Raw genomic sequence first — 15,872 nt, 5'->3', positions numbered from 1 at the left:
TTTATCGGTAGAATCTTACCTTCTACTATTTTTCTTCTTCACAGTGAGTAGGATTTTCCTGTGCTGGATCGTTTATAAGGTCGTAGAGCACAGCTTCATTTTTTCTTGTCCACCAAATATACTGGCCTCCCATAAATTTAACCCCAGATGCAGAAATAACATTTGCACCAACAACGCGGTCGCCCTTCCAAGTAAAGTCAGCTAGGGAGATATTTCTAGCATTGAAATAAGTTACGTCGACTTTTTCTTTATCTACTCCGGTGTCACATAGATATTTGACTGTTTCTTTGGTTAATTTTGAATCTTTCGGTATTTCAATGGTCAAAGAATCGCTAAAAGGGTTGAATTGTTTAAAAAGTAAAATACCTCCAAGAGGTAAAGTTCCTAAAATAAACAAGGTTATCTTTTTCATTATATTTCCTTCATTATTCAAAATAGATCTTATTGATACAATGGTGTCTACGGTAGGATTTGAACCTACGACCCCAGGATTCATACCACTTCGACTTTCGCCGCCAACCTATAAGTAATAGGCTGTTCGTGGTCTGGACTGTCTCTTTACCTTAAAGCTGATGCTCTTTAGGTACTACCCGTTCAGTCTCTACACCTTCCTACTCTTTATAAAGCAGGCTTGGCTCGGGATTGGCATATGGTTCCCCATGAAGCGTTCCCCGAATTTGAGCAGATCCACAATGAAAATTTCTTTTCAAAGCGCCCAATTTCTTAGGAATCCTGTGCTCTATCCTACTGAGCTACGCAGACACAGCGACTTTTTTCTTAATCTAGCGAAAAGGTAAGTTATAATCAATTCAGTAAGTGTGATTAAATGATTTTCCACGAATTTTTATTGTAGAAAGATTGAATATGAGATGTTTTGACAATGAATTATCAGCTGTTATTTTTTGCATGAGGAAAATTTCATGTTTCTATTCACTGTAAGAGTAGAGATATCTCTTTAGAGGACATTAGGAGTGTAATTTTCTCTTTGAAGGAGTGCGATAAAGCACAATACCAATTTTGAAAAACTTAGAAATTCTCATGTATATTTTTTAGTCACTTGGCCGACTAATTGTGGGATAGTTAACAGATAATGGCTGCAATATCTCGATTAACTGTTGATTATTGTCTAATAAAGTCAATAAATACAAGTGGTTATTGATTAAATTGTAGTGTAATTTACCATATTATAAGCAATGAAAATTGGGTTACAGTATCATTATTGATGATTTTGGTGTTGTATTTATTTTTTCTAAAGTCAGTTCCTGTTAATTTTTACGAGGTATAATATTAATATATAATAGAAGAGATAATCAGTTATTCCACGTTTTATATAGGGTTAGGTTAGTGATTTCTCTTATTACGATTATTCTTCATCGGTATGATGGTGATTTATATTGAACAAATAAAATAGTAAGCGATGGGTTCGCCTGTTGGTCTCTTTTAGATGTATGGTTGTAAATTCATTAGGTATGTGGTTGAGGATTATTTCATGGAAAACAATGTTATTGTTGATCAATTTCTTGAAATGATGAGTGCTGAGCGAGGGATTTCTGTTCACACGCTCGCAGCTTATCATCGCGATTTACAATGGGCACAAGATGAATTGTCTTCACGCGAAGTTTCTCTTTTTTCAGCACAAAGGAAAGATTTAATTAGCCTTTTGTCATTTATGCATATGTCTGGTTTTGCAGCAACTTCACAAGCACGCCGTTTATCAACTTTGCGTCAATTTTACCAATTTCTTTATGCCGAAGGATTGAGGAAAGATAATCCCTCTAGTGATATTGATACACCTCGTCAAGGGCGTTCTTTGCCCAAGATTGTAAGTGAGGATGTGGTTATGAAATTACTCGACCATGCACAGTTAGAAGTTGATCAAGCAGATCATGGATCTAAGAATTATCTTCGCACGTTACGTCTTCAAGTTTTAGCTGAAATGCTTTATGCTACAGGTCTTCGTATTAGTGAGTTGGTGAGTCTTCCTGTGCAAGCAGTACGAGGAGAGGAGCAGTTTATTTTAGTGTGTGGTAAGGGTAAAAAAGAAAGGATGGTTCTCCTCTCTGCGAAGGCGTGCCAAACTCTTTCTCAGTGGCTTCTTGTGCGTGACAAGGGGCAAGATGCTGGAAGTCCATATCTTTTTCCTGCACGTTCATCAACAGGATATATTGCTCGCCAATTTATTGCTAGAGGACTGAAAGATCTCGCTAAAAGAGCAGGAATAAATGGTGAAGATTTTTCTCCTCATGTTTTGCGCCATGCTTTTGCAAGCCATCTTTTGCAAAATGGTGCTGATTTACGTGTAGTGCAACATTTATTAGGCCACAGTGATATTTCAACCACTCAAATTTACACACATGTGTTAGAAACAGGCCTTTATCGTTTAGTAAATGAGCATCATCCCCTTGTTGATCAGCAGAAGAGTGGTTAATAAAAAAGTTTGTAAATAGAATTGTATAAAATAAATTAACGAATGTAGAGTTGCGCGAAAATTACGCAAAATAAGTTGGATGCAAATGTATAATTATCTTGATTTTGAAAAACCAGTTGCGGATCTCGATGTACAAATTCTTGAGCTAAAGAAAATTGTTCAGGAAAAGGGTGCTCTTGATATGAGTGATGAGATTACGCATCTTGAGATGCGCTCTCAAACGGCTTTGCGGGATTTGTATAAAAAATTATCACCATGGCAAAAGACACAAGTTGCTCGCCATCCTGATCGCCCCCATTTTATGGATTATTCAGCACAATTATTAAGTGATGTGACACCTTTGGCAGGGGATCGTAAATTTGCAGAAGATGAGGCTATCCAAGCTGGTTTTGCAAGATTTAGGGGTGAAGCAATTGCGTATATTGGTCAAGAAAAGGGCTATGATACACAGACTAGGTTGCGTTATAATTTTGGTTCTGCACGTCCTGAAGGATATCGTAAGGCTGTGCGGATTATGGAGATGGCTGATCGCTTTGGGCTGCCACTTCTTACGTTTGTTGATACAGCAGGAGCTTACCCTGGTGTGAGTGCTGAGGAGCGTGGTCAGGCTGAAGCAATTGCTCAGTCAACAGCTGCTACTTTGCGTCTGAAGGTTCCTGTTGTTTCGGTTATCATCGGAGAAGGTGGATCTGGAGGGGCGATAGCAATTGCCGCTGCAAATAAAGTTTATATGCTGGAGCATTCTATTTATTCTGTCATTTCTCCAGAGGGAGCTGCCTCGATTTTATGGCGTGATTCAACTCGTGCAAAAGATGCAGCGACTAATATGCATATTACAGCTCAAGATCTTTATAAATTAAAAATTATTGATGGTATCATTACAGAGCCTTTGGGGGGTGCGCATCGGCAAAAAGAAATGGCTGTTGAAGCAACAGGTAATGTTATTGCAACAGCTCTGAAATCTATGATGGGAAAGAGTGGTGAAACGATTAAACAAGAACGTCGACAAAAATATCTCCAAATTGGTCGCTCATTAGGATGATTTTTTCGTAATAGGGGGGTGATGTCATATGATGTTTAGGAAATTATTCTTAATACCTATTTTTTGTATAATTGGAATATTCAGTGCCTATCAGAGGGAAGCTTTTGCGTTTTTTACAACCAAGAGCGAACGGCCGCTGCCTACGAGAATTCGATGGAAAATGGCTGTAAATGGTATTGATCAATATGCACCAATTATGATGCGATTTTTTAAAGAAGAAAGTATTGCCGAAATTTGGAAACAAAATCGTAAAGGGCGCTTTGTACTTGTTGCATATTACGGTATCTGTAAATGGTCGGGTGGACTTGGACCAAAGTACAAAGAGGGTGATTATCAAACACCGGAAGGATTTTATACGGTTCGTGCAAATCAAATGAATCCTCGTTCACAATATTACCTTTCCTTTAATATTGGTTTCCCCAATTCATATGACAGGGCTCATAATCGTACAGGAAGTTATATCATGGTTCATGGTGGATGTTCTTCTGTGGGATGTTATGCGATGAGTGACAAAAATATGGCACAGATCTATGCTTTTGCACGAGATGCTTTAAGAGGTGGACAGAAGGAATTTTATGTACATTCCTTCCCCTTTCGTATGACTGATGCCAATATGGATCGTTATCGCACTTATCCGCATTATCCATTTTGGATGATGTTGAAGGAGGGATATGATTTTTTTGAAAAGCATCATATACCTCCAGAAGTTGACGTACGGGAAAAACGTTACGTTTTTAGTTAGTGTTATCAGTAATATCCTGATTTCTATCATGCAAAAAACGTAAATTTACGGTATAACGGGCGCATTCATTGATTTTAGGATTTTCTAGAAACCTAATCGTTGTAATTAGAGGGAGTATATCATGTTAGAGAGTAAGCATATTTGTTAATGACGTTGGTAAAATTCAAGAGAAGAAAATCTACCTCTTAAATAATTAAAAGATATCCAAGCAGTATTTTTCAAGTAAGCGAGTTTGAGTTTAAAAGCGTTTTTCCTTTATTTTTGTAATATTTTGAAATCAATGTACTTATCACGCAATGTAAGTATGTGTTGTTGGTTGATAAAGGGTAGATGTCGAAAATTAGATGATTTTAGAGTTTTTATTAAAGCAAGGGAAAAATCTGGCAATTTTGTTCATATAAAAAGACAGCAACGGATCACTGTGCAATACAGTGAACGATTTTGGTATGAATTATTAAGAACACATGAAAAATAACAAAAATTCTGTCAAAGTTCCTATAATTGTACATCCAATTTATTGAAATACTGCATATAGTGAAAAGCGTGAACAGTTTTATGGTTATGTACCAGGCCGTTTACGAGGAACGGGAATGTTTCTTAGTATTTTAGCTGTAACTTTATGTGTTTTTGGCGCAGTTGTAGAGTATATTAGTAATGGAATAATAGAAGATGGTGCGGTAGCAATTAAAGGTGAAGTGAAAGCGATGTTATGATCATCGTCATTGGAGTCTAATTGTTTTTTGGCGGTTTCATGGGAGCACATTTGTCGTTCCATATCTGTTATTTGCTTAATTTTTATACCATAAGGCTCCAATGTTGCTAAGGTCGATTGTAATGATCCTTTGTATGAGAAGCCTTTGTTAAGTAATTGTGCAGCTTTTTCCTCTCTTTCATTAATGTTTTTTGCTCCTAAGATAATAGCGATAATTGTACGACCATTACGAGTTGCGGAAGCAGCAAGGCTAAATCCAGATGAGCAAATAAAACTTGCAGCCATACCATCTATTCCGTCAAAACGACCAATGAGATTATTTGAGTTATATTGAATTTTTTGATTGGCTCCAAAATCAATTGCTGGGGTAGAAAAATAATGAGCGTATTGGGGAAATTCTCGACGAATTTGAACAGCTAAAAGAGCAAGATCACGTGCAGTTGAATAATTTTCAGGATCCAGCATTCCGCTTGCATTAACAAAGTGAGTCCCAAACATGCCTAAACGTTGAGCTTCAGCATTCATTTGTTTTACAAAGGCTTCTTGTGATCCAGAAATTGCTTCGCCGATGGCAATTGCTAAATCATTGGCGGATTTCACCAAAGTAATACTTAAAGCTGCGTCGAGAGTTAAAGTAGAACCAGCTTTGTAGTCTGAATTGTTGGAAGGGGATTTTTTCGCATTTTTGCTTATGAGAATAAATTTTTCTGGTGAAATTTTTCCCATACTCATAGCACGAAAAGCGATATAAACAGTCATCAATTGTGTTAGAGAGGCAGGGTGCAAACGTTCGAAGGCTTGGTTATGTTCTAATATGCGTCCAGTTGCAACATCAACAGAAATAAAAGGATGACTCAAGGCTAGAGTATTTGCCATACTCAAAATATAAATCAAAGGGAATTTGTAAAAGAGCTGACGCATTAAAGAGACTTTCATCTTTTGACTAAGCAACAAACGCCCGTTATAAGACATAATGTACTAAAATTTCATCTATAAAAGAAAAAAGACACAGCTCAGCTACGTACAGGACCTTCCCAGTTATATCCAAGTGCTTTAAGCCTTTTAATAGCAGAAGGAGGCATAGGAGGAGATATTGGATCTTTTGTTGCTTGTATAAGCAACTCATCGCAAGCATTTTCCGTTGTTTGGATGAGCTTTTTTAAAAAATCATGCTTATTTAGACCCGTTTTAATGGGGGGAAGGATGCGGACACGAATGGTTCCTGGATAACGGCGAAAATTATTGTGTGGCCAATATAATCCAGCATTGTGTGCAATGGGAACAACAGGAAGTTTTAGTTCATTGTAAAGAGCAAGAATACCTGATTTATAGACTGGTTCTTGACCAGGTTGTCGGCGTGTCCCTTCTGGAAAAATAAGAATTTGGCGTCCCTTCTTTATTTGTTGTTTTGCACTATTGATGATCATTTTAAGAGCTTTGATAGGTGTGGTACGATTGATTGGAATGATTTGTATTTTTGCCATATACCAGCCAAAAAAAGGAAGCCACATAAGCTCGCGCTTCATAATAAAAGCGGGGTCATCTAAATAGGGAACAAGACCAAAGGTTTCCCACGAAGATTGATGTTTAGGAGCAATAATATAAGCCCCGTCTGGGAGGTTTTCTATACCTTCAATTTCGTAGTTTGTACCGACGATATATTTTTGTAGAAATAATGTAATGCGCGCCCATGTTTTTGGAATGATCCATGCCTTTTTACGTGGCATTAAAAAGTAAAAAGGGGCATATAAAAACATCTGCGCGAGAGTTGTTATGTAAAAAGCAAATGTAAAGAAAAGAGAACGAAGAATAAGCACTGCATTTTTCCATTTTATATCTGCAAAAAAACTTCATATCGGGAGATAATTTTCATGATAAAGACCTCTCTATCATTTTAAAATATTTTAAAATGTAAAGAAAGGAATTTATGAAATTACAAGCGAACGAAGATAAATATAAATCATGAATGTTATTAAAACTGATCTTGGGTTATCATTTATAAAATCTGGTAGATTAAACCTGAAAATTTTCTGCAATGATGGTTTTTAAATCTTTCCTTCAAAAAGAGAAGAACTCCGATTTATCTGCTTCTTTTTATGAAGAAAAAAATTCTTATTTTTCAAATAAGATATTTGTGTCCATCTCAGATGGGCTGCGGTTATAGGCATTTTAATTCTGCTCAGATGTCTATTGCAGACCAGGGCATTTTTATAGCTAATTTAAGTATAGGCTTTTTTGAAAGAGTTCTGAGATCTGCATGCCTGTAAAAATATCACTACGGGAAATATTTGCCATATATACTTGAAATAATAGACGAAGCTTTTAAACAAAAAAAAGATTATAACTTCAGAAACTTAAGTAATAAACAGGAATAACACTAGCATATGGAGCGGGCGATGGGATTCGAACCCACGACCCCAACCTTGGCAAGGTTGTGCTCTACCCCTGAGCTACACCCGCTCACAAATTTGAAACATGCTTCGCATCAAATTGGGTCTTGTATGGCTTAGACTTATCTTAATTGCAACAAAAAAATAAAATTTTAGAATGATTTATTTGTAAATAAATCTTGCATTCAAAGAAATTATCCAATTAAAGTACTGCCTGATAATTACTACATTGGGGAGATTACATAATGTTAAGAGCAATAGGCCTATGCGTTGCTATATCAGTTTTTTCAATAAATCAGTTTGCCAGAGCAGCTGATCAGGTTAATGTTGCTATTACACAGATAGTTTCTCATCCTGCTTTAGATAAAGTTCGTGAGGGAATAGAGGATGTATTAGCGGAAAATGGTTATAAAAATGGTGATAATTTAAAATTGACATTTCTATCAGCACAGGGAAATCTCTCTACGGCAACACAAATTGCTCGTAAATTTGTTGGCGATAAACCGGATGTTATCGTTGCAATCAGTACGCCTTCAGCACAAACGGTGCTAGCTGCGACAAAAGAAATACCAATCGTTTTTTCTGCAATTTCCGATCCCGTTGAGGCAAAGTTAGTATCTTCACTTATACAGCCCGGTGGCAATATTACGGGGGTTTCTGATAGTGCAAATATTGCAGAGAATCTGGAATTGCTACGAAAAATAAAACCTAATTTAAAAAAATTAGGCTACCTGTATAACGCGGCTGAAGCCAATTCTCTTTCAACGTTAAAAATATTGACCAATTTAGCAAGTAAAATGGGAATTGAAGTTATTCCTTCATCTGCATCCAAATCTTCTGACGTTCAAGCTGCGGTACGGACCTTGGTAGGTAAGGTAGATGTTATTTTTGTTCCTACTGACAATACAGTTATTGCTGTTTTAGAGGGAGCTGCAAAAATTGCACTTGAAACTAAAACAGCTTTGTTTGTTTTGGATGGTAATACTATTGGACGTGGAGCTTTTATGACGCAAGGGGTTGATTATTATGATGTTGGAGTTGACACTGGCGAGTTAGTTTTGCGTATTTTAAAGGGAGAAAATCCAGGTGATATTGACGTTGTGCAGGCTCGTAATCACAATATTCAAGTTGATATGAAAATTGCTAAAAAACTAGATATTATTGTGCCACGTGAAATTCTTGAGAATGCAACGAAGGTCATTCAATAAAGTATTAATCATACAAAACAGAAAATCGTAGGGGTGATGTTTAAATGAGTATGTTTGCTTTTTGGGGGGCTGTAGAATTAGGTTTGATTTATGCTTTTGTTGCTGTTGGGGTTTATCTATCTTTTCGTATTTTAGATTTTCCTGATTTGACAGTTGATGGTTCTTTTCTCCTTGGCTCATGTATTTGCGGTGTTTTGATTCTTTTGGGCGCTAATGCTTGGATTGCTATGTTATGTGCTTTTTGTGCAGGAATGATAGCTGGATTATTAACTGCTTCGTTAAATGTAGGATTTGGCATTTTAAATCTTTTAGCTTCAATTTTAACAATGTCTGCACTTTATACCGTTAATCTTCGTATTATGGGGATCATGGGAGGAGCCAACATTAATTTGGCGCTTTCTGATACGGCCTTAACTCCTTTTTACGGTTTATTTGGTTTGCCTGACTTTTTGATACGCCCTCTTTTTGTAGGACTTTTTTTGCTGATTGTAGCATTTTTAATTTGGCGATTTTTAGTTAGTGAAATAGGTCTTGCCATGCGAGCAACGGGGAGCAATCCAAGGATGGCAAGGGCACAAGGAATTCACGCTGCAGTATTGATTTGTTTTGGTATGGGGCTTGCGAATGCATGTGTTGCACTTGGGGGAGCTCTTTATATTCAAACTGCAATTGCTACGGATATTACGGGAGGAGCCGGTACAATTGTGTTTGGTTTGGCAGCGGTTATTATCGGTGAAACTCTATTTCGTACGCGTAGCATTTTTTGGATCCTTTTCAGTTGCATTGCGGGATCTGTTTTTTACCGTATTGTGGTGCAATTTGCTTTTGAGGCAAGTGGTATAGGGATTGATACATCCACAGACCTTCAGCTCATTACAGCGCTTTTAGTTATGTCTGCTCTTATTTTGCCACGTTATTTGAGAAGGACCTCAATATGATTGAATTATCTCGTATAGGGGTTGTATTCAAGCCCAAAACATCTCAAGAAAGACGTGCCCTAACCAATATTAATCTCAAAATTGATCAGGGCAGTTTTGTTACAATTATCGGCTCAAATGGAGCCGGTAAATCAACTTTTCTGGGTGTGTTATCAGGAGAAATTCTTCCTACAGAGGGGCAAATAATTATTAATGGACATAACATTGCTCATCAACCAATTCGTGAGCGAGCTGGAAAAGTTGCCTGCGTTTTTCAAGATTCTCTAGTGGGAAGTTGTGGTGCATTAACAATTAAAGAAAATCTGGCTCTTGCAGCTCTTCGGGGAAGCCGTCGTCGTTTCCGTTCAGCTTTGAGACGTGAAAAAAAGCAATTTTTCCGTGACAAAATTGCTCAGTTGGGACTTAATCTTGAAGAGCATTTACACAATCGTATGGATAGTTTATCTGGGGGGCAGCGCCAGGCAGTATGTCTTATCATGGCCACTTTAGCACGTGCAGATATCTTATTGCTTGATGAGCACACTTCAGCGCTAGATCCAGGAATGGCCGATTTTGTCATGAATTTAACAAAAAAGGTTGTTGAAGAAAAACAATTAACTACGATTATGGTGACACATTCTATTCGTCAAGCTCTTGATTATGGGGATCGTATGTTGATGTTGCATGGAGGAGAAGTTGTCTTAGATCTTTGTAAGGAGGAGCGAAAAGATTTGAAGATGAGTGATGTGATGAATATGTTTCAAAAAGCTCGCGAGGTCGTCCTCGATGATGATAGACTTTTAATGGATTAATTATTTGGCTCAGAAAAAGGCACATGAAGTTGAGTGTTTTCTAACGCATTTTTCGCGTTCCTTTCCGGTTGTTTTAGTTTACGGTCCTGATCGTGGTCTTGTATGCGAGCGCGTGCAGTGTTTCATCAAGCTCACGCAAATAGCTGTGGATGATCCTTTCTCAACGGTTCGTCTTGATGCTTCTGAGATTGAAAAAGATCCTGCGCGATTAAGCAATGAGGTACGTACATTATCACTTTTTGGTAATGATCGTTTGGTATGGATTTCAAATGCCGCTAATCAAAAGACTCTCATTGCAGAGCTGAAGTCTTTAATGACGGATATACCAGAAAGAAGTTTTATTTTAATTGAAGCAGGTGATTTAAAAAAGGGAACGGGACTGCGCAATATTATTGAAACAGCACCAGTTGCAATGGCTTTGCCCTGTTATTCCGATGATATTCGTTCTTTAGATGCTCTTATTGATGATGTTTTAGATGATTTTAAGATGACTCTTTCTTTGGAAGCACGCAAAATGTTACGTGAAAATTTAGGAGGAGATCGTCTTGTTTCACGGAGTGAATTGGAAAAATTGTGCCTTTATGCTTCGGAGAAAGGGCATATTGTTCTCGAGGATGTCAAAAAGGTGGTGAGTAATGTCAGCGCTTTTTCTTACGATGAAGTGATTGATGCTATTTTACTGGGTGATGTAGTTGGTTTTGATGCTCATTTTCGGCGTGCTGCTATGCAGGATGCAGTTTTTTTTGTTTTGACTGCCGCACAAAGGCATTTTCAGCAATTGCAACTTTTGCGTTATCAAGTAGAAATTGAAAAAAAACAATTTCTGAAGTTATTTCTCAAGCACGACCACCAATATTTTTTCAGCGCAAAAAAACGATCGAAAAAAGCCTTAAAATATTGGGAACTTGAGCAGATTTCCCATGCTATGGTAAAAATTCAAGATGCTATTTTAGAGAGTCGTCAAAATTCACTTTTAGGTGAAGCAATTGTTGGTCAAATTTTATTAGAGTTGACTGCTATGGTACAGCATAGGTTACCATCTTGAATATTATTTTTGTTCATGTGTAGGGTTTTTTAACCTTCACATGAGGCTTCTGTAAGTGATTTTATTTGAGAAAAGATCTTTTTTGGTAAAAATGGTTATCAGAAAAGGTCCAGTTTGCATTTCGCCACAGGACAAGATGCAATAATAATGTTTATTCTGTGTGTCGTGCTAATGTATTTACACACATACCTGATGTTGTCTAATCATGTTTTAATCTGTTTAGAATTAGTTGTTGTTATTTTTCTTTATATGTTGGGTGCAACTTTTATTTTTAGAGATGAAATGAGCACTTCTATCGTGTTGTATTAAAATTTTTTGCATCCTTTTGGTTAATGGAAGAGTTTTTGTGTCAGTCGAAAATGAAGCAATAGAGATGTCGAAGAAACCTGAAATTATTATGTTAATAGATGCGGATTCTTGCCCTGTAAAATCCGAAATTTATCGTGTTATGAATCGTTATCAACTCAAAACATTTATGGTGTCGAATTGTTTTTTATTTCTTCCAGATGATCCACTTCTTGAAAGAGTGGTTGTTTCTAAGGATCCTAATTGTGCGGATGATTGGATTGTTGATCATGTTCATGAAGCTAGTGTTGTTGTTACAAGTGATATTCCGCTAGCCGCGCGAGCTGTACAAGCAGGAGGAAAATGCCTTTCTCCTGCAGGGCGTATTTTTGATGTTCACTCAATTGGCCATGCTTTAGCGATACGCAATTTAATGGAGGATTTACGGGAACAGGGTAGTATGATGGGAGGGCCACGGCCCTTTTGTAGCAAGGATCGTTCTGCTTTTTTGTCGGCATTGGATGTTACGATACAGCGTTTGAAAAGATGTGGCTATTAAAGTTATAGCGTTTTTTCAATGACAGCTCTTATTAGTGCTTTGGCGTCATCATTAGCCCATGGGGCCGCACCATTGAAGGAGGCAATGAGATGACCATCCTTATTTAGCAATAAGGTAACGGGTAGTCCAAAAGCAAGCCCTTGTTTACGAAGGATTTTTAAAATGTTTGTTGTTTTATCACGGTAATAAATTAAATTATCTGCGTTGACGTCACGTAAGAAATTTTGAATTTTCTCAAAAGGAGCTGAGTGATCGATATTAATTGCTATAACATCAAAATTATCTCCACCCATTTCTCGTTGTAATTGCGCTAATTCTGGCATTTCCGCTCGGCATGGCATACACCAAATAGCCCATATATTGACAAGCATTGGTTTTCCAGTAAATTCAGAAAGTGTGTGGTCCTTTTCTTGACTATCTTTGAATGAGAGTTGGGTTGCATCATAAAAATTATCAGCGAATCTAAGGTTACTGAAAAAGCCTTTGGCTGCTTTTTTTGCTGCGGTTATTTCATCTATTTTTATTTTATTAGGATTTGGTTTTTGTGCTTTTTCTTCTGAAATAAAATTGGGCAAAGAGGTACTTTTTTTGCTATCGTTGTTTATTATTGCATATAAAGCTGGAGCAATGATAAGGGTAGCAATGAAAAGCCGTATTTTTTTATTTTTGTAATCAGTAAAAAATTTAAGAATCATAATTTATCCTTTGAATGGGGTTTGTTGAGATATGTCGGATAGCAAATTAAACAATAAAATGTGGGGTGGTCGTTTTGTTACAGGGCCTGCTGAAATTATGGAAGAAATTAATGCTTCGATTGATTTTGACAAAAAACTTTACAGTCAAGACATTGATGGCTCACTATCACACGCGGCGATGTTAGCGCAAACGGGAATAATTTTGCAATCTGATTATGAAAAAATAGTTCATGGCTTGCAAATTATTCGTCAAGAAATAGAAGATGGCACGTTTGCTTTTTCAAGAAGACTTGAAGATATTCATATGAATATTGAGGCGCGGCTTGGTGAGTTAATTGGCCCTGCAGCAGGGCGTTTACACACTGCACGTTCACGTAATGATCAGGTTGCTGTTGATTTTCGTTTATGGGCGCGCGAAGCAACACAGAGAATAATGCAAGCTTTGAAAGGATTGATAGACCAATTTCTTATTCGTGCTGAACAACATGCCGATACATTGATGCCAGGCTTTACACACTTACAAACAGCGCAACCAGTTACATTTGGCCATCACATGATGGCTTATGTTGAAATGTTCGGTCGGGATTTATCACGTATGCGTGATGCGCTTGAACGAATGAATGAATCACCTCTCGGGGCTGCTGCTTTAGCAGGAACAAGCTTTCCAATTGATCGTTTTATGACAGCAGAAACTCTGGGTTTTCGAGAACCTATGCGTAATTCAATAGATAGTGTTTCAGATCGTGATTTTGCTTTGGAAGTTTTAAGTGCGGGAGCTATTTGCGCTATGCATCTTTCACGCTTAGCAGAGGAAATTGTTCTTTGGTCAAGTGTGCAATTTCACTTTATTCGTTTATCAGATTCCTTTTCAACAGGTTCTTCTATTATGCCACAAAAAAGAAATCCTGATGCGGCTGAGCTTATACGCGCTAAGGCTGGGCGGTTAAATGCCGCATTAATTGGGCTTTTGACTGTGATGAAGGGTTTACCTCTTGCTTACTCAAAGGATATGCAGGAAGACAAAGAGTATGTGTTTGATGGAATTGCGAATTTAGAATTATCATTAGCTGCAATGACAGGGATCATTGGTGATCTTGAGGTGAATCAAGACGCGATGAAGAAAGCTGCAGATTCTGGCTATGCTATAGCTACTGATTTAGCTGATTGGCTTGTGCGTGAATTGGGGCTTGCCTTTCGTGAAGCACACCATATCACAGGGAAAGCTGTAGCTTTAGCAGAGCAAAAGCAATGCAGCCTCCATGATTTATCATTGGTTGAACTTCAAACTTTATGTCCAGATATAAATGCAGCTATTTTTGATGTTTTGACAGTTGAAAAGTCTGTTGAAAGTCGCAATAGTTTTGGCGGAACTGCTCCCTTGGAAGTCCTACGCCAAGTTGCGTATTGGAAAAACTATTTGACGACTGTTTAAATAGTTTTATGCAAAATTAATGTGGGGCAAGATATTGAAATGAAAGAAAAGGGTGCATGAAAATAATTGCAAAAGTTCTGGTAATTTCACTTTTGGGATCTGTTATTCTTATTGGATGTGGGCGTAAAGGAACTATGGAAGAATTTTCTCTAGATACTGCTAAATCTTCACAAGGGACATTGATATCTAAAGATAAGGAAGATAAGCCCTTTATTCTCGATGGGTTGATTCAATAGGAAGTCTTATGTGTTTTTTTCTTATCATAAAGGTGAGCTTCATGCTGAAGCTGTTTCACTTTCTGTACTTGCAAAGGATGTAAAGACACCTTTTTATTGTTACTCAGCAAGTGCACTTGTTGCTCATTTGAAAAATTATCAAGATGCTTTCCAGGATATACCCAGTTTAATTGCCTATGCTGTTAAAGCGAATTCTAATCAAGCTGTTTTAAAGATTTTAGCAGCAAATGGAGCAGGAGCTGATGTTGTATCGGAAGGCGAATTACGGCGTGCACTTGCTGCCGGTATTTCACCTCAACGCATTGTTTATGCAGGTATTGGTAAAACAGTTAGGGAAATCGATTTTGCTCTTGCACATGACATTTTTTGTTTTAACGTCGAATCTGAGCCAGAGCTTGAGCAGTTATCAGCGCGTGCTATTGCCTTGTCAAAAACGGCGCGGGTTTCTTTGCGTATCAATCCAGATGTGGATGCTAAGACCCATAGAAAAATTACAACAGGTTTATCTGAAAATAAATTTGGTATCCCACTATCGTTAGCAGATGATACGTACAGAAAAGCGGTGCAATTGCCTGGTTTACAAGTATGTGGGGTGGATATGCATATCGGGAGTCAAATTTGTGACTTAAAACCGTTCCAGGATGCATTTCTAATTGCTGCTGATTTTGTTCGTCATTTATGGAATGAAGGTTATGCAATAACCCATATAGATGTTGGTGGTGGGCTTGGTATTTCTTATCATAATGAAGAAAAAAAGATTCCATCTCCTTTTGAATATGCAGCACTTGTTAAAAAATATATTGCTCCTTTGGGGATTAATATTATTTTAGAGCCTGGACGCAGTATTGTTGGTGGGGCCGGTATATTGGTGACATCCGTTATATATGTAAAGAAGGGGGAAGGACGGAATTTTATCATTGTTGACGCTGCAATGAATGATTTTATTCGGCCAACACTTTATGACGCTTGGCAAACTGTTGTTCCTGTAAAACAAGCGTCAGAGGATATATCACGGATTGTTGCAGATATTGTTGGTCCTGTTTGTGAAACTGGTGATTATTTAGGGTTGAATCGTTCTTTACCAGAGTTTGCAGTAGGCGACCTTTTAGCAATTACAGGAGCAGGGGCTTATGGTGCGGTCATGGCCAGCACTTATAATAGCCGACTTTTGATCCCAGAGGTTTTAGTACAAAATGCGCGCTACGCTGTTGTTCGACCGCGCCTCGATTATGCGCAATTAATAGGGCTAGACCATGTTCCAGATTGGGTTAGAAGTGCTTAAAGTGCTTGCACTTAATTTTTATCAAATTAGAGTGTTATCGTCATATTTAGAATGAGCTGTTGTATATGGATTTTGCAGTTTTAATGC

Annotated in this window: 15 protein-coding genes and 1 tRNA gene; 11 read left to right on the top strand and 5 right to left on the bottom strand. The window is 37.6% G+C overall.

The genetic code is table 11. The features are described 5' to 3' along the window. Positions 1–25: 25 nt before the first annotated feature. The gene (locus PU02_RS01995; protein ID WP_053943850.1) at positions 26–412 is read right to left on the bottom strand and encodes an MliC family protein; all 387 of its coding nucleotides are present in this window, start codon (positions 410–412) and stop codon (positions 26–28) included. A 1,077-nt stretch (positions 413–1,489) separates the two neighbouring features. Here PU02_RS01995 and PU02_RS01990 point away from each other — a divergent pair. From PU02_RS01990 to PU02_RS01980, 3 genes are all read left to right on the top strand, one after another. After that, complete coding sequence (locus PU02_RS01990) at positions 1,490–2,428, top strand: site-specific tyrosine recombinase XerD (protein WP_053943849.1); 939 nt, start codon at positions 1,490–1,492, stop codon at positions 2,426–2,428. An 85-nt stretch (positions 2,429–2,513) separates the two neighbouring features. Continuing rightward, complete coding sequence (locus PU02_RS01985) at positions 2,514–3,470, top strand: acetyl-CoA carboxylase carboxyltransferase subunit alpha (RefSeq protein WP_053944624.1); 957 nt, start codon at positions 2,514–2,516, stop codon at positions 3,468–3,470. Between the two features lie 28 nt (positions 3,471–3,498). Then, positions 3,499–4,212 (top strand): L,D-transpeptidase family protein, encoded by a 714-nt coding sequence (locus PU02_RS01980; RefSeq protein ID WP_053943848.1) that lies wholly within the window; start codon positions 3,499–3,501, stop codon positions 4,210–4,212. A 559-nt stretch (positions 4,213–4,771) separates the two neighbouring features. On the opposite strand, the gene PU02_RS01975 is transcribed toward PU02_RS01980, so the two are convergent. The 3 genes from PU02_RS01975 to PU02_RS01965 form a co-directional block, all read right to left on the bottom strand. Beyond that, complete coding sequence (locus PU02_RS01975) at positions 4,772–5,845, bottom strand: D-alanyl-D-alanine carboxypeptidase family protein (protein ID WP_053944623.1); 1,074 nt, start codon at positions 5,843–5,845, stop codon at positions 4,772–4,774. Positions 5,846–5,937: 92 nt separating this feature from the next. Beyond that, positions 5,938–6,741 carry a lysophospholipid acyltransferase family protein gene (locus PU02_RS01970; RefSeq protein WP_053943847.1) on the bottom strand — a complete coding sequence of 268 codons (804 nt, stop codon included), beginning with the start codon at positions 6,739–6,741 and terminating at the stop codon, positions 5,938–5,940. Positions 6,742–7,309: 568 nt separating this feature from the next. After that, positions 7,310–7,384 (bottom strand) — tRNA-Gly (locus PU02_RS01965). A gap of 175 nt (positions 7,385–7,559) precedes the next feature. Between PU02_RS01965 and PU02_RS01960 the strand changes: the two genes are divergently transcribed. From PU02_RS01960 to PU02_RS01940, 5 genes are all read left to right on the top strand, one after another. Next, on the top strand, positions 7,560–8,522 hold the full coding sequence (locus PU02_RS01960) for an ABC transporter substrate-binding protein (RefSeq protein WP_053943846.1): 963 nt from the start codon (positions 7,560–7,562) through the stop codon (positions 8,520–8,522). 44 nt (positions 8,523–8,566) lie between these two features. Beyond that, positions 8,567–9,460 carry an ABC transporter permease gene (locus PU02_RS01955; RefSeq protein WP_053943845.1) on the top strand — a complete coding sequence of 298 codons (894 nt, stop codon included), beginning with the start codon at positions 8,567–8,569 and terminating at the stop codon, positions 9,458–9,460. Then, positions 9,457–10,251, top strand: coding sequence for an ABC transporter ATP-binding protein (locus PU02_RS01950; RefSeq protein ID WP_053943844.1), 795 nt, complete (start codon positions 9,457–9,459; stop codon positions 10,249–10,251). The genes PU02_RS01955 and PU02_RS01950 overlap by 4 nt, the downstream gene beginning before the upstream one ends. 4 nt (positions 10,252–10,255) lie before the next feature. Beyond that, positions 10,256–11,296 (top strand): DNA polymerase III subunit delta, encoded by a 1,041-nt coding sequence (gene holA, locus PU02_RS01945; protein WP_236824020.1) that lies wholly within the window; start codon positions 10,256–10,258, stop codon positions 11,294–11,296. 373 nt (positions 11,297–11,669) lie between these two features. Beyond that, positions 11,670–12,140 (top strand): YaiI/YqxD family protein, encoded by a 471-nt coding sequence (locus PU02_RS01940; RefSeq protein WP_053944622.1) that lies wholly within the window; start codon positions 11,670–11,672, stop codon positions 12,138–12,140. Between the two features lie 2 nt (positions 12,141–12,142). On the opposite strand, the gene PU02_RS01935 is transcribed toward PU02_RS01940, so the two are convergent. Further along, positions 12,143–12,835 (bottom strand): TlpA disulfide reductase family protein, encoded by a 693-nt coding sequence (locus tag PU02_RS01935; protein ID WP_053943843.1) that lies wholly within the window; start codon positions 12,833–12,835, stop codon positions 12,143–12,145. A 31-nt stretch (positions 12,836–12,866) separates the two neighbouring features. On the opposite strand from PU02_RS01935, the gene argH reads away from it, so the two are divergent. From argH to lysA, 3 genes are read left to right on the top strand one after another with little or no spacing between them, the layout of a single operon-like run. After that, positions 12,867–14,267, top strand: coding sequence for an argininosuccinate lyase (argH, locus tag PU02_RS01930; protein ID WP_053943842.1), 1,401 nt, complete (start codon positions 12,867–12,869; stop codon positions 14,265–14,267). Positions 14,268–14,323: 56 nt separating this feature from the next. Further along, the gene (locus tag PU02_RS01925; protein ID WP_053943841.1) at positions 14,324–14,503 is read left to right on the top strand and encodes a hypothetical protein; all 180 of its coding nucleotides are present in this window, start codon (positions 14,324–14,326) and stop codon (positions 14,501–14,503) included. 10 nt (positions 14,504–14,513) lie between these two features. After that, positions 14,514–15,785 carry a diaminopimelate decarboxylase gene (gene lysA, locus PU02_RS01920; protein ID WP_053943840.1) on the top strand — a complete coding sequence of 424 codons (1,272 nt, stop codon included), beginning with the start codon at positions 14,514–14,516 and terminating at the stop codon, positions 15,783–15,785. The last annotated feature ends 87 nt before the right edge of the window (positions 15,786–15,872 follow it).

Origin of the sequence: Bartonella ancashensis (genome assembly GCF_001281405.1) — a bacterium.
In the GTDB taxonomy this organism is placed as follows: domain Bacteria; phylum Pseudomonadota; class Alphaproteobacteria; order Rhizobiales; family Rhizobiaceae; genus Bartonella; species Bartonella ancashensis.
Note: the sequence above shows the minus strand (reverse complement) of the source record. Positions and strands in the feature narration are given on the sequence as shown.

Coding starts and splice junctions, on each gene's coding strand:
- PU02_RS01990 (WP_053943849.1), top strand. CDS start 1,490: ATGGAAAACAATGTTATTGTTGATCAATTTCTTGAAATGATGAGTGCT.
- PU02_RS01960 (WP_053943846.1), top strand. CDS start 7,560: ATGTTAAGAGCAATAGGCCTATGCGTTGCTATATCAGTTTTTTCAATA.
- argH (WP_053943842.1), top strand. CDS start 12,867: ATGTCGGATAGCAAATTAAACAATAAAATGTGGGGTGGTCGTTTTGTT.
- PU02_RS01925 (WP_053943841.1), top strand. CDS start 14,324: ATGAAAATAATTGCAAAAGTTCTGGTAATTTCACTTTTGGGATCTGTT.
- PU02_RS01935 (WP_053943843.1), bottom strand. CDS start 12,835: ATGATTCTTAAATTTTTTACTGATTACAAAAATAAAAAAATACGGCTT.
- PU02_RS01950 (WP_053943844.1), top strand. CDS start 9,457: ATGATTGAATTATCTCGTATAGGGGTTGTATTCAAGCCCAAAACATCT.
- PU02_RS01975 (WP_053944623.1), bottom strand. CDS start 5,845: ATGCGTCAGCTCTTTTACAAATTCCCTTTGATTTATATTTTGAGTATG.
- PU02_RS01940 (WP_053944622.1), top strand. CDS start 11,670: ATGTCGAAGAAACCTGAAATTATTATGTTAATAGATGCGGATTCTTGC.
- PU02_RS01995 (WP_053943850.1), bottom strand. CDS start 412: ATGAAAAAGATAACCTTGTTTATTTTAGGAACTTTACCTCTTGGAGGT.
- PU02_RS01980 (WP_053943848.1), top strand. CDS start 3,499: ATGATGTTTAGGAAATTATTCTTAATACCTATTTTTTGTATAATTGGA.
- PU02_RS01985 (WP_053944624.1), top strand. CDS start 2,514: ATGTATAATTATCTTGATTTTGAAAAACCAGTTGCGGATCTCGATGTA.
- PU02_RS01955 (WP_053943845.1), top strand. CDS start 8,567: ATGAGTATGTTTGCTTTTTGGGGGGCTGTAGAATTAGGTTTGATTTAT.